Source organism: Pseudomonas sp. C6002, from assembly GCF_013385805.1.
Taxonomy (GTDB): domain Bacteria; phylum Pseudomonadota; class Gammaproteobacteria; order Pseudomonadales; family Pseudomonadaceae; genus Aquipseudomonas.
Window position 1 is genome coordinate 249,857 of the sequence record NZ_JACAPH010000021.1, and the last position, 25,475, is coordinate 275,331.

The following is a 25,475-nucleotide window of genomic DNA, read 5'->3' on the forward strand; positions in this document are numbered from 1 at the left end:
GCGCTCAAATTGCAACGAAGTGGCCCGCGGCGACCTCGCGGTAACTGATCGGCGGAGCCTTGTAGCCCACCTCGTAAATCCTGCTGGGCACGCGCTCCTCCATCAGGCTGAACGGCTTTCTGGGCACGTTCAGGTCCGCCGAGGGCACCGCGCTCAGCAACCTTTGGGTGTAAGGGTGCTGAGGCTGCTCGAACACTGACTGGCGTGGCCCGATCTCAACGATGCGTCCGTGGTACATCACCCCGACCCGGTGGCTGACCCGCTCGACCACCGCCAGGTCATGGGAAATAAACAGGAATGAAATGCCCATCTCGCGCTGCAGGTCCTGCAGGAGATTAATCACCTGGGCTTGAATGGACACGTCCAGCGCCGAGACGGCTTCATCGGCGATGATCAGCTTCGGAGACAGAGTCAGCGCCCGCGCGATGCAGATCCGCTGTCGCTGCCCACCCGAGAACTCGTGCGGATAGCGTTGTGCATGCTCCGCCGACAGCCCCACCTTCTCCAGCAATATTCGCACCTGCTTTCGTGCTTGCGCGCCATGTGCAATGCCATGAACATGCAGCGGCTCCAGCAGGCTGTTCTCGATCGTGAGACGCGGGTTCAGGGATGCATAGGGATCCTGGAAGACCATTTGGATATCGCGGCGCAGCGAGTTCATATCGCTCTTGTTCAACGTCGTAAGGTTCTTGCCACCGAAAACGATATTCCCGCCTTGTATCGGCATCAGCCCGGCAATCGCACGAGCGCTGGTGGATTTCCCGCACCCGGACTCGCCCACCAGGGCCAGCGTTTCACCTGAGTAGATATCAAAGTCGATGCCTTCGACGGCATGCACACGGCGCCGGACCTTCCCGAGGAGACCACCTTTGAGGTCGTACCGAATGGACAACGACTCGACTCTGAGCACTGGCGGACTCTGGTAGTCCGGGGCCACGCCAGGCGCAGGTTCTGCACCCGCTGCGACGTCATCATCGATCAAGGCAAATTTTGCGGGGAGTTGAGTGCCACGCATTGAGCCGATTTTTGGAACAGCCGCCAGCAATGCCCGGGTGTAGGGCTGCTTGGGCTCCTGCAGCACTGCCCTTGCCGGACCTTGCTCAACGGTCTCGCCTTTCTTCATCACCATCACATGGTCTGCGACTTCCGCCACCACGCCCATATCGTGGGTGATAAAGATCACGCCCATGGCCAGGCTATCTTGCAGCTCCTTGATAATCCGCAGGATCTGCGCCTGCACCGTCACATCCAACGCTGTGGTCGGCTCGTCGGCGATCAGCAATGTGGGCTCGCAGACCAGCGACATCGCAATCATGATCCGTTGGCGCATGCCGCCGGAAAGCTCATGGGGAAACCGGTTCATGACCTGCTTCGCATCCGGAATACGCACCAGGTCCAGCATGCGTAATGCCTGGGCTTCGGCTTGCGCACGGCTGCACCGCTGATGCAGCAAGATGCCTTCGATGAGTTGCGCGCTGATCTTGAAGACCGGATTCAGCGAAGTCATGGGCTCCTGAAAGATCATCGACATGGACGAGCCCCGCAGTGTGCGCATGACAGACTCGGGCGCCGCCACCAGGTCGACAATCTGGTTATTCCTGGTTTGCAGCTCCATCGAGCCCGAAAGCACCCGTCCGCCGGCGCGCTTGATCAGGCCCATCATCGCCATTGAGGTGACGGATTTGCCGGAGCCGGACTCACCCACGATCGCCAGCGTCTGACCGCGCATCACCTCGAAGGACACATCGCGCACCACCGGCGTCTCGCGCCCTCTGGTGCCGAAGCCGACACTCAGGTTTTTCACCCGGGCTACCAAATTCTCGTTCATGGGGCGCTCCTTTAATCGACGATCGCCGAGATGGCCGCGTCAAGGTCGGCACGGGATTGATCGACCTTGCGCCGGCTCTGCGCAACCCACTCACGGTCCTGCTCCAGTTCGTTCTGGGCGATCGACAATAATCGCCGGACCTCGTCCGGGCCGACGCCGCCCGCGGAAGTGCGGGTCTCGACAAAACGGCGCGGGTTCAAAGCATCGCGGACCTGGGCATCCGAGTAGCCCAGGGTTGAGCCGACAGTTTCCACGCTGGCTTGATCCAGTGCGGCGCCGGTCACCCCGGCAGGAGCCACGCCCTCGTACAGACAGTTACGCACCAGGCGGGCCACGATGTGGTGGACCTGGCGGAAAGAGATGCCCCGGTCCCGAACGATCACATCGGCGAGGTTGCTGGCGGTGCACCAACTCCCGGAGAGCAGGGCTGTCATCCGGTCCTCATGCACCACCAGGGTTTCAATGATGCCGGTAAACAGGTCCAGCATGCCTTCGGTGGTGGCCAGCGCATCATGGATCAACGGCAGGTCGCGCATCGCCTGGTCGCCGGTACCTTCGGACCGGAAAGTGGCCAGGGCCGTGCTGAGCCAGGTCACCGATCCACCTGCAGCTTTCTTGATGGTTTCCAAGCCGCTGGGGTTTTTCTTCTGCGGGAAAATACTGCTGGTGCCGCAATAGCCGTCGTGGCTTTCCACCGTTCCAAATTCGACGCTCGACCAGATATGCAGGTCGGTTGCCAGGTCGTTCAGGTCGGCCATGACAAAGGACAATGCGCCAATCGTCTCTGCTGCGTACCATGCTTCGCGGCCCAGCTTGGAGTTTTCTACCAGGCTGTCGAACCCCAACAGGTGCGTGGTGCGCCCACGGTCCAGCGGCCAGGACGTGCCGGCCAGGCCGACGGCACCAAGGGGGTTGCGATTGACCCGGGTGTAAGCGTGCATCAAGCGGCTGAAGCTGTCGTGCAGCCTCGACGTAAAACTCAAAAGGTAGTGGCCGAACACCCAGGGCTGGGCATGCTGCATATGGGTGTAGCCGGGCATGATGGTGCCCGAATGCGTGGAGGCCTTCTGAATCAACGCCACCTGGAACTCATTGATACGGTCCAGCACCGCCAGGATGCGCTTGCGGTCGTACAGGCGGCGTACCGTTGCCCCTTGGTCTATCCGGCTGCGGCCGGTGTGCATCTGCCCGGCCGAGTCTTCGCCGATCCGGGAGAAAAGGTACGATTCAACCTGAAGCAGGAAGCTGCCTTTCTTTACATCAAACGGGAAGTCGGCGGGAACCATGTCCCGAATCAACCGCAGCTCCGCGAGGATGGCTTGCCCGACCGACACAGAAAGAATCTGCTGTTCAACCAGCATCACGGTGTGCGCCAGGTCCACTTCGACAAACTCGTGAAACTGACGTTTCTCGGTCTCAAGTGCCGGAATATCATGGTACTTGACCATGCGTTCAGCGGGAGGAGCACTCAGGCGAGCGTCGGTTAACAGTGTTTCGTTGGCATGTAAATTCGACATTTAAATCACCGCTCAATAAGTTCTACATTCGTCAAATCGATGGTCCCTTCATAATCGACATCCAGGCCATTCAACGCTTTACGCACACCAATTATTTGCTCCTGGTCAAACAGCGGCAGATTGTCCGGGTCTTGTTCCCATAGAATCTGCTGAATCTGGCCGTAATAGGACATGCGTGTTTTTTCATCCAGTTCACGCGAGGCCAACTGAAGTAATTTGTCTACCTGAGGGTTGCTGTAACCCGTGAGATTCTGCGGGTCGCCGCTGGACAACTTTCGACGCAAACGAATATCCGCGTCAGATATGCCCGTTCCCAGTAACCACATGTTTGCGTCATTGCTACCTTTGCCCGTGCCCTTGCCCGGCTCGGGGCGATACAAGTTCTTTTGATACGTTGCCCATTCCCATACCTTAAACTCGGTCTTCAGCCCTACGGCGTTAAGATAGCCTTGGACAACTTCCGAGACCTGGCGATCTTTGGTATAGCGTCCCGCCGGGGTCCATATAACTACGGTGCCTGGATAACCGCCTGGATATACCTCGTTAATTATTTTTCTTGCCGCATCAGGGTCGTACTTCACCGGAGGGAATTCACGTCGGGCTTGCGTACCCTCCGGAAATGGGCCAGTGGGTACTTTTCCATATCCCAACAACACTTTGTCGACCAATGCCTGGCGATCAATCGCCATACTCACCGCCCTCCGTATGCGCGGGTCATCAAAGGGCGGTTTGGTCAGGTTCATTTCAAAGAACACCTGGAATGTGCTGGGTACCCGCAGCAAGGTGGATTTATTCAGTTCCTTTAATTCAATAGCCGCCTCGGGCGATAAATTTGCCGCGATATCCGCATTGTTCGTTCGCAGCTCTATGACTCGGGAAGAATCTTCCCTGACCGGACGGAACACGATGGTTTCCGGTTTTGCCGTTGTTCCATAAAAAGCGTTGTTCTTATGAATAACGGCCTGGTCGTTGGGTATCCAACTATCAAATACGTAGGGCCCGGTACCGACGGGATGGTGCCCATAAGCCCGTCCATATTTAACGACAGCGGCCGGACTGCTGATTGACGAAGATTCTTTTGCCAGTAACTCCAACATTGTGGGTGACGGATTTTTTGTGGTGATGCGTAACTCATTCAGCGCTAGCGCATCCACCGAAGCTATATCCGCATAGTAGGACCGGTGCGGAGAACCGAGCTTGGGGTTCATGATTCGGTCCAGGTTAAACTTCACCGCTGCAGCATCAAATGCCGTGCCGTCATGAAAGGTAATTCCCGGTTTCAGGATAAAAATCCATTGCCGTCCATCCTCGGACCTTGACCATGACTGCGCCAAATCAGCTACAAACGTGTTATGCCCGTGACCGTCCCATGCGACCAACCGATTAAACAGGTGATTAATCACGTTATAGGAAGGCACACTGCGCGAAATCGCTGGGTCCAGGGTATCGATATCAGCGCCTTGAACGAATGTCAGCTTCTTCAGGTCTTTGGCGTTGGCAACAAACGATAGGCCCGCCGACAGTCCAAGGATGCCGACAACAGCGAAACTCCGTATCAATACTTCCAGGCAATTCAGACGCCGCATAATCTTTCTCGCTTGATAATTCTGGTGGACACACAGGGCGTGTTTAACCGCGCCGAACTCATTTATGCGTTACGTGATTTCGGGTCGATGTAGTCTCGCAACGCATCCCCCACAATGTTGAAACTCAATATGGTCAAAACCAGTGCAAATCCGGGCGCAATCAATACGTAGGGATGGGTGGTCAATAACGGCCGCGACTCGGCAATCATCGAGCCCCACTCCGGGGTGGGCGGCGGCGGGCCAAGCCCCAGAAAGCTGAGCCCGGAACCAATGAGGATTGCTTCAGCCAGCGAGACGGTGGCCTGGATAATGACCAGCGAACCGATATTCGGCAGGATATGTATCAGCAGCAGCCGCAGATCGCTGACGCCAATCGACTTGGAGGCCAATACAAACTCGCGGTTTCTCAATGCCATGACCGGCCCGGCAAAGAAACGCACGTAAATCGGGATCGTTGAAATGGCGATGGCCAGTGTCAGGCTTACTATGCTGTTGCCCGCCACCGTGATGACCAGAATGGCAACCAGTGTCCGGGGAAATGCAATCATCGAGTCCATGACCCGCATCACCACCCCGGCGATGGCGCCGTTGTAATAGCCACACGCCGCACCTAAAGCGATGCCAATGACCATCGCAATGCTGACACTTGAAACTGCGACGGTGAGCGTAATTCGTGCCCCCCACACGACTCGACCCAACAAGTCACGGCCCAATTGGTCCGTGCCGAGCCAGGAACTTGCACCGGGCTCGACAAGGGACGTTGATAAGTTGATCTTGGTGACCGAATCCCAATCAAACAACAAAGGGGCAGCTATCGCCGCAGCAACCATCACCAGGATCACGATCAATGAAGCAAACGCGAACCAGCGCTTATTGGAAATAAGGAAACTGACAAAGCCCAACCGATATTTTTTCGGAAGTTTCATATCGGCCTCAGTTGTAAGTGACGCGAGGGTCGAGGACGCCATAAACCAAATCCACCATTAAGTTGATAATTACCACCACCGCGGCAAACACAAGAACTGTGCCTTGGACGACATAAATATCCCGAGCCATGATTGCATCAATCAAGAGCCGCCCCATTCCCGGCCAGGCAAATACTGTCTCGACAATAACCGCGCCACCCAGTAACCGGCCGAAGTCCATACCGAATACTGTCACCAATGGAATGGCCGCATTGGAAAGTGCATGCTTGAGTACTACCTTGTAACTCGGTACACCTTTCGCATAGGCAGTACGAATATAATCTTCCCTCAGCACATCCATCATGGTGGATCGGGCCAGCCGTGAAAAAGTTGCAACATACGGCAAACCAAGTGTCAAGGCCGGTAATATCAGGTGTTGCAGCCCGCCTCTGCCGGTCGGCGGCAACCATCCGAGGTTGGCTGAAAAGATCAGCATCAGTATCAGTCCCAGAAAGAAGCCAGGCATTGATATGCCCAGAACTGCAACGGTGGTCAGCGAACTATCAAGGAAGCCTCTGGGCTTCAAAGCGGCCGCAATACCGAGGGGAACACCAATGATGACGGCAAGCAACATTCCGGCAGCGGTCAGTTCAATCGTGGCGGGAAGAGTTCTGGCTATACCTTCGAGCACGGGCGTGAATGTCTGGAATGACTCGCCAAAATCACCCACGACAACTTTCCTGACATAAATAAGGTATTGATTGATTAGCGGCTTATCCAATCCGTAGTTTTGCCTTATTTGCGCAACATCTTCCGCTGTTGCATCCGGACCTGCTGCCAGCTGCGCAGGATCTCCCGGAATAAAGTGCATGACCAGGAAGACCACAATGGAGACTCCCAGCAGCATCGGAAGCAGAAGTAACAACCTGCGGACGGTATAATTCAGCACGCGCTATCCTCTTTTTTATTTTTACTTAAGCGGCACCCGATATTAATAACGGGAACTGCTTTTCTTTGGTAAAACCACGCAACTAAATCATCGCGCCGTTACATGCTTATAGCAAACCGGTAACAGGTTGGACGCACATAACAAAATGTTATACGCTCGCAAAAATGCGCCCTCCAACATTCGATCGAGAGCCACAATGAAACTCAATCCTCGCCAATTGGAAGCTTTCAGGGCGGTCATGCTCACCGGAAGCATGACTATCGCCGCCGAGGCACTTCAGGTCAGTCAACCGGCCATCAGCCGGCTCATCCGCGACCTCGAAATTGTCCTTTCCCTTCGACTGTTTCGCCGTGAAGGCAATCGCCTCATTCCCGGGGCGGAAGCACAGGTGTTGTACGCGGAGGTGGACAAGTTTTATCAAGGCATAGAACGCATCGAGCGGGTTGCAGAGGACCTTGTGACGCTGCGCACCGGCACATTGAGGATCAGTTCAATGAGCACGCTGGGGCTCAGTGTGGTGGCTGAGGGGGTATGCCGATTCGCGCGAAAGCACCCCGAGGTCAGAACCTCGTTGGATGTGCGCAACTCGGTGGGCATCCTGGAACTGACGTCTGCCAACCAGATCGATATTGGTTTTGTGCAGATTCCTTCAGGGGAATATCCCGGGATCCAGGTGATCAACCTGCCACCCATCAGCGCGGTGTGCGTGATGCCGGCCAACGATATGTTGGCCACCAAAGACGTGGTGACCCTGGAGGATTTGCACGGGCGACGCCTGATTACCCTGAACGCCAACAATCCTTTGCAGCGACGCATCACATCAGCCATGGAGGCTCGGGGTGTTGCAGGCGTCTCCAGCGTTGAAACCACCGCCGCGCACTCCGCCTGCGGAATGGTGTCCGGGGGGCTCGGCATCACCGTGTGTGATCCATTCACCGCCTCCTACTCGAAATACCCGGGCCTTACGTTCAGACCGCTGGACCAGGACATACCCTTCGAGGTTTCGATGGTATTTCCGGGTCACCAGCAGCGCTCCAAGCTCGCCTCGGATTTCATGCAGGTCATGGAAGGTATCTTCAGGTCGGAGTTTATTTCCATGATTCCCCGTGAAGCGTACTAATCGCGAGTCACTTCAGTTCGGTTGAGTAATTCAGCGGCACCCATTGCCACGCGGCGCCCTGACCACGCAAATGCCCCAGGCCGGGAAACGAGAGGTGCGCCGCGCCGACCAGCGCGCCCTCTTTCGCAGCCAGGCTGAACACGGTCTCGCGGGCAGTGGTGGCGGCTTTCTTGTCCGTATCAAACTCGATAGTCACCGACGGGTCGGCAAACTGCACGGCACCGGCGTGGATCAGATCACCGGCGACAATCATCTTCTGGCCTTTGCTCTCAACCAGGTAGCTGGTGTGCCCCAGGGTATGGCCATAGCTGGACAGCGCCTTGAACCCCGGCAGGATCTCCCCGCTGCCCTGGAAAGGCTGGAACTTTCCAAGCGCGATATACGGGTTCAAGGAAGCCATTGCACCCTTCGCGAACTCGGGTACGAAGCTGTTGGCGTCGGCCGAGGCAGGCTCCAGCCTCGCCGGCGAGAGCCAGTAATCGGCGTCACGCTTGTCGGCGTGTACCGTGGCGTTCGGAAACACCATCACCCCTTCGGCAACCAGCCCACCCACGTGGTCCGGGTGCATGTGCGTGAGAAGGATGTCATCGACCTGCTCCGGCTTGTAGCCGGCTGCCTGCAGGTTGGCCGCGAGCTTGCCCAGGGTCGGCCCGAAGAGCGCACCAGCGCCGGTATCGATCAGGATGAGCCGAGTGCCGGTATTGACGAGATACGCGTTCGTCGAGGTCTCGGTGGGCACCCCGAGGAACGCCTTGCGCAGTGCGGTAGTGGTCTTGGCAGCCGGCTCATTCAGCAATTTGTCGAACGGTGCATCGATGGTGCCGTCACTCAGCGCGGTGACCTCGAAATCTCCAAGCATCGTGCGATAGTAACCAGGGGCCTGGGTTTTGACTTGGGGCGCGGCGGCAACTGCCACCGCCGGTGCCGCGATGGCTCCCAGTGCCAGAGCAGCAGCAAGGGCCGTGTAATTCAACACGCGGGTAAATGTCAGCTTGGTCATGGTGCAGCTCTCCAGTTGGAATCGGCGGCATCCTATTCAAGCGTTTTTTATAGTTGAAATCGAAACTCCGCATGCCAGGTATGTGTGGCGTAGATACCTGCCAGGGCCTGATGTCGTCAGGAAAGCACGCAGAGCTTGAGTTGTTCGCGCAACCAGAGATGTGCCAGGTCCTTGTCGAACCGTGGATGCCAGGCAGAGAACAAACTGAAGTCGCGCACCTCGAGGGGCAGAGCAAGGGCCGCCAGCGAGCGCTCATAACGGCTCAGGAAACGGGACGGAAGCACACTTACACAGTCGCTGTTCTGCAGCAGCAATGGAACGATGCTGTAGTAAGGCACCGACACCGCGACACGGCGCGCACGCCCCTTCTGCGCGAGCACATCATCAATAAAACCGTGAAAGCTGTTCACGGCACCCGACACCACCACATGCTCCAGGCCCAGGTATTCCTCCAGCGTTGGTGGCGCGGATCCGCGAGGGTGATCGGCGCGCTGGGCCATCTTGAATTCTTCCTGCAGCAGCAACTCGTGCGACAGGTTCCCGATACGGCTGTGTGATACCAGCGCGACGTCAATCTCGCCGCTTTCCAACTGATCGCCAAGCAACACCTGGTCGATCGCACGTATCGAAACCCGGATGCCCCCAGGACTCGCAGCCTGCACAAGCTGCACCAGCCGGGGCGCGACGATCGCAGCGGCGTTATCGTTCGCGCCAATCACAAAGGTCCGGTCCGACTTGGCTGGATCAAAGCATGGAAGGTCACCGACCACCGTCCCCAGTACCTGCAACGCCTGGCGCAACGGCTGACGCAAATGTTCGGCACGTGCTGTCAGCACCATGCCTTTTCCGGACTGAGCAGGCATCAATAAAGGGTCGCCGAACAGGTCACGCAACCGCGACAACTGCGCGGATAACGCCGACTGCGTCAGGTTGAGCTTCGCCGCCGCCCGCGTGACGTTCCTCTCCTCAAGCAAGACGCTGAGGGAAGTCAGGAGCGCGAGGTTGTGTCCAGTCAGGTTCATCGGGTTGATCCACTGCCATCTCTCAAGGTGACGTTAATGTAATCAGATACTGCCCCGACGTCACAGGCCTCCCTTGGCCATCCACCAACGCATATTGCTGCTGGTAATAGCGGTCTCCCCGGCCACTGTCGGCGACCAGCTTCACGTTCACGGCGCTGTGGTCGAGGGCCGTGACCGAGCCCACCGGTTGCACACTGCGCACGCTGATGGCGCTGCCGCGTGCGGACGTAGGGCAATTGTTGAGTTTCATCCCGTTGGCCACGGCGAGCGGTGTGCAAGACGCTTCGACGATGCTGCCGTGAAACGAGATGACTCCCTGCCCCACCGGGCTCGCGGCCATGCAGGCACCGGACAGGCTGAACAACAGGCCAACATGGATTGCAGACATTCTCTTGATGCGCATGCCGATACTCCCGGGGGTGATAAAGCCTATGCCCCGGGATATCGGCCGAGCAGCAGGTTATTTTAAGATTTGTCTGATGTTAGAAGCGGTTTTTCCAAAGACTTTGGAAATATCAGTGCCCGCCAACCACAGGTTTACCGTGGGCCCGGTGCCCCGGCTTGAAGCCATGGAGTCGCGCGCACCACACAATCGCGAAGCCCACCGCCAGCAACACCAACATTGCCCATGGGAAAGACGCCACGCCCCAGGTATCCAGCAACACGCCACCCACCACGCCGCTTCCGGCGATCGCGCTGTTCCATGCCACCACGTTCAGCGACAGTGCCACGTCCGCTCCATCGCCTGCCGCATCCGCCAGTGCGGTTTGCAGCAACGTCGCAGCGCCGCCAAAACTCAAGCCCCACACCGCCACGCCGAGGTAAATAACGCCCGGCACCTGCGCCAGAAAACCAAACGCCAAACACGTCGCCGCAAAGCCCGCCAGGCTGACCAGCACCGTCTTGCGCAACGCCACATCCACCAACCGGGCAGTCACCCAAATCCCGAGCAGCGCCGCTATACCAAACACCAACAACACCAGATCCACACGGTCCACCAAGCCCGCCGGAGCCACGAACGGCGCGATGTAGGTATAGAGAATGTTATGGGCGAGCATCCATGAGATCACCACCGCCAGCACTGGCCGCACACCCGGAGTGGTCAGCACCTTGCGCAACGGCATGCGCTGATGGGCCGACTGGCCGGGGTAATCAGGCACTTTCACCAGCACCCAGACAATCAGCACCAGGGTCAGTGCCGACATGATCCCGAACGTGGTGCGCCAGCCCACCAGCCCACCCAGCCAGGTGCCCAGCGGTACGCCAAGTGACAGGGCAATCGGCGTTCCTACCATGGCCAGCGCCAACGCCTTGCCCTGCTGATGAGGCTCAACCATGCGCCGCGCATAGCCGGCCAACAAACTCCAGGCCAGCCCCGCCGCCATCCCGGCGAGGAACCGCGCCAGCAACGTCAGCCCGTAGTGGGAGGACAGCGCCGTGATGGAGTTGAACAGCAGAAAACCGACGATGGTCAGCAGCAGCACATTGCGTCTACGCCAGCCGCGAGTCGCGATGGTCAGCGGGATCACCGCCAGCACCGAGCCCAGCGCATACGCGGTGACCATCTGCCCGGCCATGGACGCTGAAACTCCCAGCCCATCGCTGATCAGCGGCAACAGGCCCGCCGGCAGGGTTTCGGTGACGATGCAGATAAAACCGGTCATGGCCAGGGCGAGCAAGGCGCCGACGGGCAAGCGGTCGGGAACGGCGTCTGCCGATAAGGTGGTTGAGGGGGTCACAGGGAAACTCCTTGAGCGAGAGGACTTAAATACCGATCGATATAAATGTTGGGCGCCCCACGCAGCGTTGTCAACGACTTATGTATCGACTAGTATTTATCTCATCACCCGAGAGGATTTCCACATGGCACAGATGGGCCGCCCCCGCACCTTCGACCGCGACCAGGCCGTGGAACAGGCCATGCACCTGTTCTGGCAGCACGGTTACGACGCGACGTCCCTGAGCCAGTTGAAAGCCGGATTGGGCGGCGGCATCTCCGCGCCGAGTTTCTACGCGGCGTTCGGCTCCAAGGACGCGCTGTTCCAGGAGTGCGTGCAGCGTTATCTGGCGACGTTCGCCCAGGTCACCGAATGCCTCTGGGATGACAGCCTGCCACCGCGCCAGGCCATCGAGACGGCGTTGCGCCAATCCGCACGCATGCAGTGTGAAGAGGGGCATCCCAAAGGCTGCATGGTAGCCCTGGGCGTGATGAGCGCGCCCTCCCCCGAGAACGCACAAGTCACCCATGGGCTGACCCATTCGCGAGAGCGCACACGGGCGGGCATCGTGCATTGTGTCGAGCGCGGCATCCGGGCGGGCCAGTTACCCTCCGAGACCAACGCCCGTGCCATGGCCACGGTCTACGACAGTTTTCTGCAAGGCGTGTCGATCCTCGCCCGGGATGGCGTCGACGCTGATGCCATCGATACTGCCATTGGCCAACTGATGCTGACCTGGGACTTATCCGCCGCTACAGCGCCGCCCATTCGGCGCGATGCTCCAGCAGAAAATCCGCAAATGCCCGCACCCGATGGGGCACATAGCGGCCATGGGGATACAGCAAGGTAAACGGCCGTGAGCGCCCGCCGTAAGGCTGCAAGACCTCCACCAGGCTGCCGTTGGCCAACTCCTCCTCGACGATGAACTTGTAGGTCTGGAATAACCCCGCGCCGTGCTTGGCCAGGGTTACGCCACCCAGCACGTCGTCAGAGCAGCTGTAGCCTGCTTCCCCGGCAAACTCCCGCTCCTTGCCGTCCACCTGGAACAGCCAGGAAATGCGCCGCCCGTTGCTCGGCAATTCGTACTGGATGCACTCATGGTTCGGCAAATCCTCCAGGGCCTGGGGCGTGCCGGCACGCTTCAGGTATGACGGCGTCGCGACCACCACCAGCCTGGCGTCTTCCAGCAACCGCGCAATCAGCGTCGAGTCCGGCTGGGCCCGCACGCGAATGGCCAGGTCATAGCCTTCGGCGACGAAATCGATGTTGCGGTTGCTGATGTGGATATCCACGCTGACTTGCGGGTACAGCGCACGGAATTTCGGCAGCAGCGGCAGGATCCGGTGATGGCCGTAGGTGGTCGGGATGCTGATGCGCAACAGCCCGGACGGCACCGATTGCGCGCCCATCATTTCCTGCTGGGCTTCCACCAGTTGCGTCAGCGCCTGGCGGCATTGCTCGAAAAATGTCCGGCCGCCATCGGTCAGGCGGATGCTGCGGGTGGTGCGCACAAACAGCCGGGAGCCCAGGCGCTCTTCCAGCCGCGAGATGCTGCGGCTCACCGCCGCCGGGGTCACGCCTGCCACCTGGGCGGCGGCGGTAAAGCTGCTGGCCTCGGCGGCCAGGCAGAACAGCTCGATGCTGCCCAGCTGCAAATCTTCGAAATGGCGTTTCATGATGGATTACACCGGGTAGGTCTTTAAGGACTCGCTCACTGCTTCGAAAAACTAAAACAACAACCGCGAAAAATCACAACACTGCACCGCCAATTGCGCCACATTCTGGTTCAAGCCAAACTGCCGATCCCCGCGATGCAACGCCACATACCCAACCCTCGGTAGCGCCGGTTCCGTCACCAGCGCGCGCAGCTCCCCGCGCTCGATCAAATGCGACAAACACCCCTTGGGCAAATAACTCACCCCCACCCCCGACAGCGCCAGCCCGACCTGCACCAACAGGTTATGACTGGTCAACTTGCGCGGCATCTGCACAGCATGCGCTGCCAACCAGCGCTCATAAATCAGCCCCGTCCCCGAGTGCGAACCCTGGGTCAACACCGTATACCCGGCCAATGCCTCAAGCCCCACCGGATCAGCCTCGCTGACCAACCCCGGTGCGCACATCCAGGCGTTTTCCACACTGCCCAGCGGCGTACTCAGGAAGCGCGAATCACTGTAGGCATCAGGCACGATCACCAGGTCCAGCTCATCACTCTCCAGCTTGCGAAACAGCTCACTGCTCAACTCCACCGACGGCTCGATCTGCACCTTGGGATAGGCCTCGCGCAACGCCTCCACCAGCGCCGGCAACCAGGTGAAAGCCGTCAATTCCGTCACCCCCAGGCGAAACCTGCGCACCAGCACTTCACGGGTGCTGACCCGCTCCAGCATGTAGTCACGACGCTCCAGCAGGTCCTTGGCGTAGTCGAGCAACTCGGCGCCCTTTTCCGTCAACCGCGCATTGCGTTTGCTGCGGTCGAAAATCTCCACATCGAAGGTTTCTTCCAACTCCTGAATGCGCTTGGAAATCGCCGACTGCGACATGTTCAGCTTGTTCGCCGCCGCCTCGAAACTGCCCAGCTCGGCAATCCAGTACAACGCGTCGATTTGCTTGAACGTGATCATCGGCTATCTCCCATGAGAAAAAGCGATCCTATCAGATAATAAAATATCGCTAAAACTGTATGTTCATCACTCCTAAGATCTAGCCACAGACCCATAAGATCAATCGGAGTTACAGCCATGTCCTTGCCCGGTTCCCGCATCCTCCCCAACCCGCCGCTGGCTTCTGCCGAAGTGCTCGAAGCCTTCACTCACGTGGTCACCCCGCACATCAGCGACAACCTCGGCCGGCACATCGGCGCCCGTGGGCTGAACCGCTACAACCGCACCGGCAAGCTGGTGGGCACCGCGCTCACGGTGAAAACCCGCCCCGGCGACAACCTGCTGATCTACAAGGCCCTGAGCATGCTGGAGCCGGGCCACGTGCTGGTGGTGGACGCCCAGGGCGACACCAACAACGCGGTGATCGGCGAACTGGTCAAGCTCTACGCCCAGCAACGCGGCTGCGTGGGGTTTGTGATTGACGGGGCGATTCGCGATGTCGCGAGCTTCGAAGACACCCCTTGCTACGCCCGCAGCGTGGTGCATTGCGGCCCCTACAAGACCGGCCCGGGCGAGGTGAATGTGCCGGTGTCCATCGGCGGCATGCTGATCAACCCGGGGGATGTGCTGGTGGGTGACGAAGATGGCCTGGTCGCCTTCTCCCAGGCCGACGCCGCCGAAGTGCTGCGCAAGGCCGCGCAACACGCGGCCCATGAAGAGCAAGTCAAAGCCGAAATCGCCAGCGGTGCAGTGCGCCAGAGCTGGATCGACAAGGTGTTGCAACAGGCCGGCCTGGCAGGCTGAGGGGAGTCATCATGAGCACTGCCTTTCTGTCCGACCGGGTGCTGGGCATCGCGCCCTCCCCGAGCATCGCCGCCAATGCACTGGTCAGCGAACTGCGCGCCCAGGGCCGGGACATCGTCAACTTCACCGTGGGCGAGCCGGACTTCGATACACCCGCGCATATCCTCGAAGCAGCCAGTGCCGCGATGCACGGTGGCGACACCCACTACACCGCCACCAGCGGCACCCTCGCCCTGCGCCAGGCGATCTGCCTCAAGCTCAAGCGGGATAACCAGCTGGACTATGGGCTGGACGAAGTGATCGCCGGGTGCGGTGGCAAGCACATCATTTATCACGCCCTGGCGGCGACCCTGAATCGCGGCGATGAAGTCATCGTGCACACGCCGTATTGGGTGTCGTACCCGGACATCGCACGGCTGAATGACGCGACGCCGGTGATCATTCCCGGCGACGAGTCACTGGGGTTCAAGCTGTCGCCTCAGGCCCTGGAACAAGCGATCACCCCGCGCAGCAAATGGGTGATCCTCAACAGCCCGAACAACCCCAGCGGCGCGGTGTACAACGAGGCCGAACTGCTGGCCCTGGCCGCGGTGCTGCGGCGCCATCCCCATGTGCTGATCATGGCGGACGAGATCTACGAGCACTTCGTCTACGACGATGCCCGCCACGTTTCCCTGACCCGGCTCGCACCGGACCTGAAGCCGCGCACGCTGATCGTCAACGGCGCCTCCAAGGGCTACGCCATGACCGGCTGGCGCCTGGGTTTCGGTGCCGGCCCGGCCTGGCTGATCGCGGCCATTGCCAAGCTGCTTTCGCAAACCACCACCTGCCCCAGTTCCCTCAGCCAGGCTGCCGCAGTGGCCGCCTTCGCTGGCGATCAGGCGCCCATCGCCGGGATGCGCGAGGTGTACCAGCAACGCCGCGAACGCATGCTGGGCCTGCTCGAAGACATTCCCGGCGTGAGCTTCACGCCACCGGATGGCGCGTTCTACGTGTTCGCCAACGTCGCCGGGCTGATGGGCAAGACCACCGCCCACGGCGAGCGGATCGACAGTGACACCCAACTGGCCGAGCACCTGCTGCGGGAACACGGCCTGGCCACCGTAAGCGGCGCGGCGTACGGCATGTCGCCGTATATCCGCCTGTCTTTCGCCAGCTCGCTTGACGTGATTGAAGAAGGTTGCCGTCGCCTGAATGAAGCGTGCCATCGATTGCGCTGACGGATTCCCGCCCCACCCGGCGGCCAGGGATGGCCGCTCATTGACTGCCTAGAACAACACTCATAATCATTGATATAAATGAGGCATTCCCATGCACAAGCCCCGCATCGCGCTGGTCTGGCAAATCCTGATCGGCTTGCTCGCCGGCATCGCCATCGGCGCCCTGCTGCACCGTTTTCCCGAATCCCGGCCGTGGCTGGTGGACAACCTGCTGCAACCGGCGGGCGATATCTTTATCAAGCTGATGAAGATGATCGTCGTGCCCATCGTGTTTGCCTGCATGGTGGTGGGCATTGCCGGGCACGGTGACGGTAAATCCCTGGGACGCATCGGGGCCAAGTCCCTGGGCTATTTCTTCTGCATCACCACCCTGGCGATCATCGTCGGGCTGGTGATGGGCAACCTGCTCAAGCCGGGTGCCGGTACCGAACTGGCCAGCCTGCAAGCGAGTGCCGTGACCTTGCCCACCAGCAGCGCCGGCGGCGGCCACAGCCTGGGGCAGATCATTGTCGGGATCATCCCGGACAACGTCATCAACGCCATGGCCCAGGGCAGCCTGCTGTCGGTGCTGTTCTTCGCGGTGATGTTTGGCCTCGGGGTTTCGCGCCTGCCGGCCGAGCGCAAGGACCCGGTGATTGCCCTGCTGCGCGGGGTGTCGGAGGCGATGTTCAAGGTCACGTCGATGATCATGGCCTATTCGCCCATCGGCGTGTTCGGGATGATCGCAGTGACCGTGGCCAACTTCGGGTTCAGCTCGCTGTTGCCGTTGGCCAAGCTGATCCTGGTCAGCTACGTGTCGATTGCGTTCTTCGTGCTGGTGGTGCTCAACCTGGTGGCGCGGCTGTGCGGGATCAACCTGTTTGCGTTGATGCGACATATCAAGGACGAACTGATTCTGGCGTTCTCCACCGCCAGTTCGGCGGCGGTGATGCCGCAACTGATGAAGAAACTCGAAACCTACGGCGTGCCGCCTTCACTGGTGAGCTTTGTGGTGCCGGTGGGGTATTCGTTCAACCTGGACGGTGCGTCGCTGTTCCTGGGGATCGGCACGCTGTTTGTGGCGCAGTTGTATGGTATTGACCTGAGCCTGGGCGACCAGGCCCTGCTGGTGGTGACCATGGTGCTGACATCCAAGGGCGCGGCCGGGGTGCCGGGGTTCATGTTCGTGATTCTGTCGGCGACCCTGGCGAGTGCGGGCTTGCCGTTGGAGGGCATCGCCTTCATCGCCGGGGTGTATCGCCTGATGGAAATGCCGACCACCGCGTTGAACGTGCTGGGCAATGCCCTGGCACCGCTGGTGATTGCCAAGTGGGAACGCCGTGAAGGCACCGCTGAAACCTGTGGCGAGGGAGCTTGCTCCCGCTGGGCCGCGAAGCGGCCCCAATAAGCAGCCCGCATTCTTTCAGGTAGAAAGTGGGCGCAGGTTTTGGGGCTGCTGCGCAGCCCAGCGGGAGCAAGCTCCCTCGCCACAAGGGTGGGTGTGGTGGGTCAGTCGAGGTCCGACGCGTCATGCCGCTCGCGCAGTTGCTCTGACGGCTCGCCCGACACACGGTTGACCCGGCGCCCACGCTGCACCGCCGGCCGCGCTTCGATGGCATTGGCCCAGCGCACGACGTGCTTGTAATCCTGCACCGAGAGAAACTCCCCCGCCTCATACAAGCGGCCTTTCACCAGGCCGCCGTACCACGGCCAGATCGCCATGTCGGCGATGGTGTACTCATCCCCGGCAATGTATTCGTGCTCGGCCAATTGCTTGTCCAGTACGTCCAGTTGGCGCTTGGTTTCCATGGCGAAGCGGTCGATGGCGTATTCGATCTTGGTCGGCGCGTAGGCATAGAAATGCCCGAAGCCACCGCCCAGGTACGGCGCGCTGCCCATCTGCCAGAACAACCACGACAGGCATTCGGCACGGGCCGCCGGTTCGGTGGGCAGGAACGCGCCGAACTTCTCGGCCAGGTACTGCAGGATCGCACCCGACTCGAACACCCGAATCGGCTTGGGCCCGCTGCGGTCCAGCAGCGCGGGAATCTTCGAGTTCGGGTTCACGCCGACGAAGCCGCTGCCGAACTGGTCGCCGTCACCGATCTTGATCAACCACGCATCGTATTCGGCACCCTTGTGACCCAGGGCCAGCAGCTCTTCCAGCAGGATCGTGACCTTCTGGCCATTGGGCGTTGCCAACGAATACAGCTGCAACGGATGACGGCCTACCGGCAATTCCTTGTCGTGGGTCGCGCCGGCAATGGGCCGGTTGATGCTGGCGAAGGTGCCGCCGTTTTGGGTCTTCCAGGTCCAGACTTTTGGCGGTACGTAATCAGTCATGCCACTACTCCTTGGATTCAATGTTCACAACAACTAACGGCAGGAGCGAGCTTGCTCGCGAAAAACTCGAGGGCGCCGTGTTCTTTCAGGATGCTCGCGTTATCGTTGACGACCTTCGCGAGCAAGCTCGCTCCTACAGGTTCTTTTGGGCCAGTTGGGCCATATTCCAGCCGCCACCCAGTGCCTTGATCAGCCCTACGTTGGCGCTTAACTGTTGAGTCTGCAGATCCAGCACCGTGCGCTGTGCCTGCAACGACGCTACCTGCGCCGTCACCACGTCCAGGTACGCCGCGCCACCCTGGCGATAGCGTGCCAGGGACAAGTCCTCGGCGTACTGCGCGGCTGCCGCCGCATCGCGCTGATCCACCAGGGCGGTGTCGAGCCCGGAGATGATCGAGAGGTTGTTCTCCACCTGCTCGAACGCGGTCAACACTACACCACGATACTTGGCCGCGGCTTCATCGGTTGCCGCCTTGGCACTGTCCACCCCGGCCTGGCGCGCGCCGCCGTCAAAAATCGTCCCCACCAGCGACGGGCCGATGGCCCAGAAAATGTTGGGCGCGCTCAACAAGTGCGCGAACTCATCACTCTGGAAACCTCCCTGGGCACTCAGGGTAAGGGCCGGGAACCAGGCGGCTTTCGCCACCCCTATGCGCGCATTGGCCGAGGCAATCCGGCGCTCGGCAGCGGCGATGTCCGGCCGACGCTGCAACAGCGTAGACGGTACACCGGTGGGCACGCCGGGCAAGGCGATATCCGCGACGCTTGGGGCAATCGCGTAGGTCGATGCGGACTCACCCAGCATCGCCGCTATCGAGTGTTCAAGCACTGCACGCTGCACCAAATTCTGGCTCAGCTGCGACTTGACCGTCGACAGTTGGGTACGCGCCCGCGCCACGTCCAGCCCGGAGACGATACCGCCGCCGTGCAAGCCTTCGGTCAGGCTCAAAGCCTTGGCATAGGCATCGCTGGTTTCCTGCAGCAACTGGTCTTGCCGGTCGATACCACGCAGGCGGATGTAGCTGTCGGCCAATTGCGCCTGCAAGCTCAGACGCACCGAAGCCAGGTCGGCCTTGGCGGCCTGGGCGTCGCTGGTGCCGGCGGCAACGGTGTCGCGCACACGGCCCCAGAGGTCGACTTCATAGTCCAGTTCGACCCCCACTGTCCCGGAATCGTAAACATTCGGCGGGCTGGCAGAGCGCAGTGGCCGGGTGTCCGACTGGCGAATGCGCTGGGCATTGCTGGAACCGATCAGCTTTGGAAACAGCCCGGATTGCGCCTGGGCCAAAAACGCCTGGGCCTGGGAATAGTGAGCCAGTGCCGCGCTCAAGTCCGGGTTGCTTTGCAGCAACTGCTGCTCCATCGCATCCAGTTGCGGGTCCTTGTAGATGTGCCACCAACCGTCGCGACTCGCCTGGTCGTTCGGCGTGCCGACGGTCCACGGTCCCTGGGTATGGAACTGCGCGGCGATGGGTACCTCCGGCACGTCCAGCGGCGGCGCAAGATGGCAGGCGCCCAGGCCCAGGGTCGCGACCAATACCAGGCAAGTGCGCTTAGCCATGGGGTTTGGCCTCCACGGGATTGGCGGCCAGTTGCACCGAATCGTCGTCGGCCAGGCCGTCGGGCGGGGTGTCGATCACGCGGTCGGTGGCGACCAGGCCGCTGCCGATTTCCACGCTGTCACCGAAGTCCCGGGCGATGGTCACGGTCTTGAAGTGCACATGATTATTCGCGTCGAGGGTGGCCACGCGCATGCCCTTGTCATCGAACACCAGGGCGCTGGCAGGCAAGCGCAGCACGTCGGTCTGCATCGGCAAGGTGAACTGCACGCTGGTGTAGCCGCCCGGCAACAGGCGGCTGCCGGGGTTCTCCACCAACAGTTGCACCAGGGTGCTGCCGGACGCGGCGTTCACCGCATCGGCAGTGGCGATCACCTTGGCGTTGAAGGTTTCACCGCGGTACTCCGGCACGCTCAGACGTGCCACGGTGCCCACCTGGATCTGCGGCGCCGACGACTGCGGCACCTGCACATACACCCGCAGGCGGCTGACGTCAGAGACCGCGAACAGCTCTTTGCCAGTGGCACCACCGGCACTGATCAGCGCCCCCACATCGGTGGAGCGTGCAGTGACCACGCCGGCGAACGGCGCAGTCAAGCGCTGGAAGCCCTTGGTGGCAACCAACTGGTCGACGTTGGCCTTGGCCGCGACCACTTTGGCCTGCTTGGCAGTCAGGTCGCCGGTGCGCTCATCCACGTCCTGGCGCGACACCGAGTCCGACGAAAGCATCGCCTGCCAGCGCTTGGCGGTGGTCTGTGCCAGCGACTCGTCGGCCTGGGCCGAAGCCAGCACGGCCTTGGCTTGCAGCAGTTGCTGATCGAGCTCCGGCGTGTCGATTTCGGCCAGCAGTTGCCCGGCCTTCACGTGGTCGCCGATGTCGACGTTCCAGGTCTTGAGGTAGCCATTGACCCGGGCAAAGATCGACGCCCGCGAATACGCCTCAAGACGCCCCGGCAGGTTCAGGATCGGACCCTGGGGCTGCACGCTCGGGGTGATCAGGATCACGCTGGGCAACGCCTGGGCATCGGTCCAGGTTTTCAGGTCATGGGATTCGCTGGCGCGCACACCGATGCCGAATACCACCACGGCAACCAGGACCACCAGCCCGAGCAACAGCCAGAGCAGACCACGGGATTTACGGCGGGGCGAACCCGGATTGGAAACGGAAGCAGACATGTCAAACCCCTTGAGTGGCGGTGGTCGCAAGCGTGGCGTGCTGACGCCGCCCGTGCACAAGACTGAAAATCAGCGGAACCAGGAACAACGTGGCAATGGTGGCGAAGGCCAGCCCGCCGATGACCGCGCGGCCCAGCGGGGCGTTCTGTTCGCCGCCCTCCCCCAGGCTCAGCGCCATCGGCGCCATGCCGATGATCATCGAAATCGCGGTCATCAATACAGGGCGCAGACGGGTAAAGCCGGCTTCAAGCGCCGCCTGCACCGCATCCCCGTGCACGGCCAGGCGTTCGCGGCAGAAGCTCACCACGAGGATGGCGTTGGCGGTGGCCACGCCCATGCACATGATCGCCCCGGTCAGCGCCGGTACCGACAGCGGCGTGTGGGTGATGAACAGCATCCACACGATGCCCGCGAGCGCCGCCGGCAAGGCGGTGATGATCACGAACGGGTCAGCCCAGGACTGGAAGTTGACCACGATCAGCAGGTAGATCAGCACCACCGCGCCAAGCAGGCCAAACAGCAAGCCACTGAAGGCCGCGTTCATGGTTTGCACCTGGCCCTGCAACAGCACCTTGGAGCCGGTGGGCACTTCGCTGGCGTGGGCGGCGATGATCTTCTGGATGTCGGCGGCAACGGCACCGAGGTCGCGGCCCTGGATTGCGGTCAACACCTCGACCACCGGCTGGATGTCCGACTGGGTCACCACCGAGTTCGCGTGGCTGCGTTCGATGGACGCCAGGCCGCCGAGGGTCTGGTCTTGCGCCGAACCGGGGCTGCCGCTCAACGGCAGGTTATGCAGGGCGGCCAGGGTGTCGAGGCCGTACTGCGGGGTTTGCATCACAATCGGATAAGACACGCCGTTGGCCGGGTTGAGCCAGAACGTCGGCGCCACCTGGCTGGAACCCGCCAGGTTGACCACCAGGCTGTTGGTCACATCGCGCTCGTTCAGGCCCACCAGTTGGGCCTGGGTACGGTCCACATCGATCTTGAACGTGGGCAGTTGCCGCGACTGCTGGATACGCGCATCCACCACACCCGGCACCCGCCGGATTTCCCGCAGCAACGTGCTGGCGTAGGTGAAGTTGGCGGGCAGGTTATTGCCGCTGACTTGCACATCCACCGGCGCCGAAGAACCGAAGTTGAGGATCTGCCCGACGATGTCCGAAGCCGGGAACGAGAACACCGCATTCGGGAATTCACGGGGCAGCCGCTCCCGCAGTTCGCGCATGTATTCGGCGGTGGGACGATGGCCCTCTTTCAGGCTGATCTGGATGTCGCTGTCCTGTGAACCCACGGTGCCGGTGTTGTTGTAGGCCACGTTGATCCCGCTGATGGCCAGGCCGATATTGTCGACGATGGCCGCCAGCTCCCGGGGCTCGATCACGTTATGAATGGTGTTCTCGATCTGCGAGACCAGCCGCGCATTGCTCTCGACCCGCGTGCCGATCGGTGCACGCACATGCAACAGGATCTGCCCGGAGTCGACGTCGGGGAAGAAGTTGCGACCCAGGAATGGCACCAGCGCAAACGACACGGCGACGAACGCCAGCATCGCGATCACCGCGATACGACGGTGGTGCAAGGCACTCTCCAATGCCCCGTGGTAAACCCCGCGAAACGCCTCGAACTGGCGCTCGAACCCGCGCTGGAATTTCACCAGCGGGTTGCTCGACGGCGCCACCACCGGCGTACCGTCCGCATGATGTTCGTGAGGCTTGAGCAGGTAATTGGCGAGGGTCGGCACCAGGGTTCGCGAGAGGATGAACGAGGCGATCATCGCGAAGATCACCGCTTCGGCCATCGGCACAAACAGGAAGCGCGCCACGCCTTCCAGGAAAAACATCGGCACAAACACGATGCAGATACACAGCAGCGACACGAACGCCGGCGTGACGATCTGCGCCGCGCCGTCGAGGATCGCCGTCTCCACCGGCTTGCCCTGTTCCAGGTGCCAGTTGATGTTTTCGATGGTCACCGTAGCATCATCCACCAGGATCCCCACCGCCAATGCCAGGCCGCCGAGGGTCATGATGTTGAGGGTTTCGCCGAGCGCCGACAGCGTGGCAATCGACGACAGGATGGCCAGCGGGATCGACGTGGCGATGATCACCGTGGAGCGCCAACTACCGAGGAACAACAGGATCATCAGGCTGGTCAACGCGGCCGCGATGATCCCTTCCCGGGCGACGCCGCTGATGGCCGAGCGCACGAACAGCGACTGGTCGCCGATCAGGTCGATATTCAGGTTGGGCGGCAAGGCGCCTTTGTTGTCGGCCAGTTTGTCCTTGATCCCGGCGATGACCCCGAGGGTCGAGGCCGAACCGGTCTTGAGCACCGGCAGCAGCACGGAGCGGTTGCCGTTGACGTGCACGATGTTGGTCTGCGGCGGGTTGCCGTCACGCACCGTGGCCACGTCACGAATCAACACGGTGGTGCCGTCGGCGGTCTTGATCGGCAGGTTTTCCAGGTCGTGGAAGTCCGTCGGCGAGTTGTTCAGTTGCAGGTTGAACTCGTAGCTGCCGATCTTTTGCGTGCCCACCGGGGTGATCAGGTTCTGCGTGGCCAGGGCAGTGGCCACGTCCTGCGCCGAGAGACCACGGGCCTGCATGCGTGCGGAGTCGAGGTCGATCTGCACCTGGCGGGTCTTGCCGCCGAACGGGTATGGCAGTGCGGCACCGGGCACCGTGGTCAGCATCAGGCGCACGGTGTTGAGGCCCAGGTCACCGAGTTTCTGTTCGCTGAGGCCTTTGCCGGACAACGCCAACTGCACGATCGGCACTGTCGAGGCGCTGTAGTTGAGGATCAGCGGCGGCGTGGTGCCCGGCGGCAGTTGACGCAGGATGGCCTGGGACACCGAAGTCATCTGCGCGTTGGCCGTACTGATGTTGACTCCCGGCTGGAAGAACACCTTGACGATGCCGTAGCCGTTCAGCGATTGCGCCTCGATATGGCGGATGTCGTTGACCGTGGTGGTCAGCACCCGCTCGAACGGCGAGGTGATGCGGCCGGCCATCTGGTCGGGTGGCAAGCCGGTGTACTGCCAGATCACGGCAATCACGGGGATGCGAATTTCGGGGAAGATGTCGGTCGGTGTACGCCAGGCAGCGAGCGGGCCCACAATCAGAATGAAAATAGCCAATACCAGGAAGGTATAGGGGCGCCGCAATGCGATGCGCACGAGGTTGAGCATAGATGTGATCCAGACAGGAAGTTGATGACTGAAGGAGGTACCGAACAGCGCTTCCCTCCTGCCCCGCCCGTCTGTGTTCCGGGCCAACTGCACTGACATCCGGTCAAAATAGAGGCATATGCCACGATATAGCGTTTAGTGGCATACGCAACTAATTTGTTGCAGCATGTGTCAATATTCATCTTGCCGGATTAACGTTCGGTTAACCCTTGATCTGTAGCGAGTGATCAGCCTGTGAAATGCGCACCGCCTGTCCTGAATAGCCCGAGCACCTGTTCCAACGGAGCCGTGCGGCGCGCGTCCCGTCGTATGGCGCAGATCTATGACGAGGCGTTTGCGCCGTTTGGTTTGAAGGCCACCCAGTATTCGCTGATGAACCACATCGCCAATGGGGACGCTCCGAAGATGCGCGACCTGGCGCAGTCGTTGGTGATGGATTTGTCAGCCCTGGGGCATACGCTCAAGCCGCTGGTGCGGGATGGGCTGGTGGTGTTGCGGGTGGATGAGTTGGACCGCCGCAGCCGGCGGGTGCTGTTGACCGACGCGGGGCAGCGTAAGTACGAAGAGGCGCGGGTGGTGTCCAGGCAGATGGCGGTGCGGTTTGATGAGGTGTTTGGGGCTGAGGCGGCTTGCGAGTTGCGTAAGGCCATGGACTTTATTGCGTCTGATGAGTTTGCTCGGGCGTTGTTGGGTTAGGGGGCATATCGGTTATTTAGGTAATGGCTGATATTGGTTCCGCTCTTGCCGGCATTACTCCGCGGGCCGCCCAAGATCAAAATCAAGAGCGGGCACAGTCAAATGTGGGAGCGGGCTTGCTCGCGAAGGTCGTCAACGATGACGCTGGCATCCTGATTCAACGCGGCGTTCTCGGTTTTTTCGCGAGCAAGCCCGCTCCCACATAAAGCAGCTCTGCTGTTGACCTGCGGGCCCCGTTAACCATGATGGCCGCTGTAAAG

General features: G+C 60.8%; 21 protein-coding genes. 6 read left to right on the forward strand and 15 right to left on the reverse strand.

Going from position 1 to position 25,475, the window contains the following annotated elements:
* Nucleotides 1–4: 4 nt before the first annotated feature.
* The 5 genes from HX817_RS15110 to HX817_RS15130 all read right to left on the reverse strand — a co-directional run bounded on the left by HX817_RS15110 (nt 5) and on the right by HX817_RS15130 (nt 6,785).
* Entirely contained in the window at nt 5–1,828 is a 1,824-nt protein-coding gene (locus tag HX817_RS15110; RefSeq protein ID WP_177035758.1) for an ABC transporter ATP-binding protein, read from the reverse strand.
* Between the two features lie 11 nt (nt 1,829–1,839).
* The gene (gene argH, locus HX817_RS15115; RefSeq protein WP_023659030.1) at nt 1,840–3,345 is read right to left on the reverse strand and encodes an argininosuccinate lyase; all 1,506 of its coding nucleotides are present in this window, start codon (nt 3,343–3,345) and stop codon (nt 1,840–1,842) included.
* A gap of 5 nt (nt 3,346–3,350) precedes the next feature.
* Nucleotides 3,351–4,931 carry an ABC transporter substrate-binding protein gene (locus HX817_RS15120; protein ID WP_177040509.1) on the reverse strand — a complete coding sequence of 527 codons (1,581 nt, stop codon included), beginning with the start codon at nt 4,929–4,931 and terminating at the stop codon, nt 3,351–3,353.
* 62 nt (nt 4,932–4,993) lie between these two features.
* Nucleotides 4,994–5,857 carry an ABC transporter permease gene (locus HX817_RS15125; RefSeq protein ID WP_008433279.1) on the reverse strand — a complete coding sequence of 288 codons (864 nt, stop codon included), beginning with the start codon at nt 5,855–5,857 and terminating at the stop codon, nt 4,994–4,996.
* Between the two features lie 7 nt (nt 5,858–5,864).
* Nucleotides 5,865–6,785 (reverse strand): ABC transporter permease, encoded by a 921-nt coding sequence (locus HX817_RS15130; protein ID WP_003207915.1) that lies wholly within the window; start codon nt 6,783–6,785, stop codon nt 5,865–5,867.
* A gap of 196 nt (nt 6,786–6,981) precedes the next feature.
* Between HX817_RS15130 and HX817_RS15135 the strand changes: the two genes are divergently transcribed.
* On the forward strand, nt 6,982–7,905 hold the full coding sequence (locus HX817_RS15135; protein WP_087692926.1) for a LysR substrate-binding domain-containing protein: 924 nt from the start codon (nt 6,982–6,984) through the stop codon (nt 7,903–7,905).
* A 7-nt stretch (nt 7,906–7,912) separates the two neighbouring features.
* Here HX817_RS15135 and HX817_RS15140 read toward each other — a convergent pair whose 3' ends face one another.
* The 4 genes from HX817_RS15140 to HX817_RS15155 form a co-directional block, all read right to left on the reverse strand.
* On the reverse strand, nt 7,913–8,905 hold the full coding sequence (locus HX817_RS15140; RefSeq protein ID WP_003207912.1) for an MBL fold metallo-hydrolase: 993 nt from the start codon (nt 8,903–8,905) through the stop codon (nt 7,913–7,915).
* A gap of 116 nt (nt 8,906–9,021) precedes the next feature.
* Nucleotides 9,022–9,927: a LysR family transcriptional regulator gene (locus tag HX817_RS15145; protein ID WP_003207910.1), complete on the reverse strand. Its 906-nt coding sequence runs from the start codon at nt 9,925–9,927 to the stop codon at nt 9,022–9,024.
* A gap of 22 nt (nt 9,928–9,949) precedes the next feature.
* Nucleotides 9,950–10,330 (reverse strand): type 1 fimbrial protein, encoded by a 381-nt coding sequence (locus HX817_RS15150; RefSeq protein ID WP_003207908.1) that lies wholly within the window; start codon nt 10,328–10,330, stop codon nt 9,950–9,952.
* Nucleotides 10,331–10,442: 112 nt separating this feature from the next.
* Nucleotides 10,443–11,666: an MFS transporter gene (locus HX817_RS15155; protein ID WP_003207907.1), complete on the reverse strand. Its 1,224-nt coding sequence runs from the start codon at nt 11,664–11,666 to the stop codon at nt 10,443–10,445.
* 124 nt (nt 11,667–11,790) lie between these two features.
* On the opposite strand from HX817_RS15155, the gene HX817_RS15160 reads away from it, so the two are divergent.
* Nucleotides 11,791–12,495 carry a TetR/AcrR family transcriptional regulator gene (locus HX817_RS15160; RefSeq protein ID WP_177040510.1) on the forward strand — a complete coding sequence of 235 codons (705 nt, stop codon included), beginning with the start codon at nt 11,791–11,793 and terminating at the stop codon, nt 12,493–12,495.
* Here the strand turns inward: HX817_RS15160 and HX817_RS15165 are convergent.
* Together HX817_RS15165 and HX817_RS15170 are read right to left on the reverse strand one after the other, a co-directional pair.
* Complete coding sequence (locus HX817_RS15165) at nt 12,398–13,321, reverse strand: LysR family transcriptional regulator (protein WP_177040511.1); 924 nt, start codon at nt 13,319–13,321, stop codon at nt 12,398–12,400. The genes HX817_RS15160 and HX817_RS15165 overlap by 98 nt on opposite strands.
* Before the next feature lie 51 nt (nt 13,322–13,372).
* Complete coding sequence (locus HX817_RS15170) at nt 13,373–14,269, reverse strand: LysR family transcriptional regulator (RefSeq protein WP_008433274.1); 897 nt, start codon at nt 14,267–14,269, stop codon at nt 13,373–13,375.
* 117 nt (nt 14,270–14,386) lie between these two features.
* On the opposite strand from HX817_RS15170, the gene HX817_RS15175 reads away from it, so the two are divergent.
* The 3 genes from HX817_RS15175 (at nt 14,387) to HX817_RS15185 (ending at nt 17,659) form a co-directional block, all read left to right on the forward strand.
* Nucleotides 14,387–15,052: an RraA family protein gene (locus tag HX817_RS15175; protein ID WP_134326042.1), complete on the forward strand. Its 666-nt coding sequence runs from the start codon at nt 14,387–14,389 to the stop codon at nt 15,050–15,052.
* Between the two features lie 11 nt (nt 15,053–15,063).
* Entirely contained in the window at nt 15,064–16,272 is a 1,209-nt protein-coding gene (locus HX817_RS15180) for a pyridoxal phosphate-dependent aminotransferase (protein ID WP_003207899.1), read from the forward strand.
* 91 nt (nt 16,273–16,363) lie between these two features.
* A complete protein-coding gene (locus HX817_RS15185; RefSeq protein ID WP_177040512.1) occupies nt 16,364–17,659 on the forward strand; it encodes a cation:dicarboxylate symporter family transporter in 1,296 nt (431 codons plus the stop codon).
* A gap of 101 nt (nt 17,660–17,760) precedes the next feature.
* Here the strand turns inward: HX817_RS15185 and yghU are convergent, their stop codons facing one another.
* From yghU to HX817_RS15205, 4 genes are all read right to left on the reverse strand, one after another.
* Complete coding sequence (gene yghU / locus HX817_RS15190) at nt 17,761–18,594, reverse strand: glutathione-dependent disulfide-bond oxidoreductase (protein ID WP_177040513.1); 834 nt, start codon at nt 18,592–18,594, stop codon at nt 17,761–17,763.
* A 133-nt stretch (nt 18,595–18,727) separates the two neighbouring features.
* Nucleotides 18,728–20,155 carry an efflux transporter outer membrane subunit gene (locus HX817_RS15195; protein WP_003207893.1) on the reverse strand — a complete coding sequence of 476 codons (1,428 nt, stop codon included), beginning with the start codon at nt 20,153–20,155 and terminating at the stop codon, nt 18,728–18,730.
* Nucleotides 20,148–21,329: an efflux RND transporter periplasmic adaptor subunit gene (locus HX817_RS15200; protein ID WP_177040514.1), complete on the reverse strand. Its 1,182-nt coding sequence runs from the start codon at nt 21,327–21,329 to the stop codon at nt 20,148–20,150. Before HX817_RS15200 ends, HX817_RS15195 begins: the two co-directional genes overlap by 8 nt.
* 1 nt (nt 21,330) lies before the next feature.
* On the reverse strand, nt 21,331–24,519 hold the full coding sequence (locus HX817_RS15205) for an efflux RND transporter permease subunit (RefSeq protein WP_008433261.1): 3,189 nt from the start codon (nt 24,517–24,519) through the stop codon (nt 21,331–21,333).
* Nucleotides 24,520–24,828: 309 nt separating this feature from the next.
* Between HX817_RS15205 and HX817_RS15210 the strand changes: the two genes are divergently transcribed.
* Entirely contained in the window at nt 24,829–25,215 is a 387-nt protein-coding gene (locus HX817_RS15210; RefSeq protein WP_003207888.1) for a MarR family winged helix-turn-helix transcriptional regulator, read from the forward strand.
* The last annotated feature ends 260 nt before the right edge of the window (nt 25,216–25,475 follow it).

Excerpts from the sequence above, each read along its gene's own strand:
- HX817_RS15170 (WP_008433274.1), bottom strand. The coding sequence starts at position 14,269 with ATGATCACGTTCAAGCAAATCGACGCGTTGTACTGGATTGCCGAGCTG.
- HX817_RS15145 (WP_003207910.1), bottom strand. The coding sequence starts at position 9,927 with ATGAACCTGACTGGACACAACCTCGCGCTCCTGACTTCCCTCAGCGTC.
- HX817_RS15125 (WP_008433279.1), bottom strand. The coding sequence starts at position 5,857 with ATGAAACTTCCGAAAAAATATCGGTTGGGCTTTGTCAGTTTCCTTATT.
- argH (WP_023659030.1), bottom strand. The coding sequence starts at position 3,345 with ATGTCGAATTTACATGCCAACGAAACACTGTTAACCGACGCTCGCCTG.
- HX817_RS15160 (WP_177040510.1), top strand. The coding sequence starts at position 11,791 with ATGGCACAGATGGGCCGCCCCCGCACCTTCGACCGCGACCAGGCCGTG.
- HX817_RS15175 (WP_134326042.1), top strand. The coding sequence starts at position 14,387 with ATGTCCTTGCCCGGTTCCCGCATCCTCCCCAACCCGCCGCTGGCTTCT.
- HX817_RS15210 (WP_003207888.1), top strand. The coding sequence starts at position 24,829 with ATGGCGCAGATCTATGACGAGGCGTTTGCGCCGTTTGGTTTGAAGGCC.
- HX817_RS15110 (WP_177035758.1), bottom strand. The coding sequence starts at position 1,828 with ATGAACGAGAATTTGGTAGCCCGGGTGAAAAACCTGAGTGTCGGCTTC.
- HX817_RS15205 (WP_008433261.1), bottom strand. The coding sequence starts at position 24,519 with ATGCTCAACCTCGTGCGCATCGCATTGCGGCGCCCCTATACCTTCCTG.
- HX817_RS15200 (WP_177040514.1), bottom strand. The coding sequence starts at position 21,329 with ATGTCTGCTTCCGTTTCCAATCCGGGTTCGCCCCGCCGTAAATCCCGT.
- HX817_RS15135 (WP_087692926.1), top strand. The coding sequence starts at position 6,982 with ATGAAACTCAATCCTCGCCAATTGGAAGCTTTCAGGGCGGTCATGCTC.
- HX817_RS15150 (WP_003207908.1), bottom strand. The coding sequence starts at position 10,330 with ATGCGCATCAAGAGAATGTCTGCAATCCATGTTGGCCTGTTGTTCAGC.
- HX817_RS15165 (WP_177040511.1), bottom strand. The coding sequence starts at position 13,321 with ATGAAACGCCATTTCGAAGATTTGCAGCTGGGCAGCATCGAGCTGTTC.
- HX817_RS15180 (WP_003207899.1), top strand. The coding sequence starts at position 15,064 with ATGAGCACTGCCTTTCTGTCCGACCGGGTGCTGGGCATCGCGCCCTCC.
- HX817_RS15140 (WP_003207912.1), bottom strand. The coding sequence starts at position 8,905 with ATGACCAAGCTGACATTTACCCGCGTGTTGAATTACACGGCCCTTGCT.
- HX817_RS15120 (WP_177040509.1), bottom strand. The coding sequence starts at position 4,931 with ATGCGGCGTCTGAATTGCCTGGAAGTATTGATACGGAGTTTCGCTGTT.
- HX817_RS15195 (WP_003207893.1), bottom strand. The coding sequence starts at position 20,155 with ATGGCTAAGCGCACTTGCCTGGTATTGGTCGCGACCCTGGGCCTGGGC.
- yghU (WP_177040513.1), bottom strand. The coding sequence starts at position 18,594 with ATGACTGATTACGTACCGCCAAAAGTCTGGACCTGGAAGACCCAAAAC.
- HX817_RS15185 (WP_177040512.1), top strand. The coding sequence starts at position 16,364 with ATGCACAAGCCCCGCATCGCGCTGGTCTGGCAAATCCTGATCGGCTTG.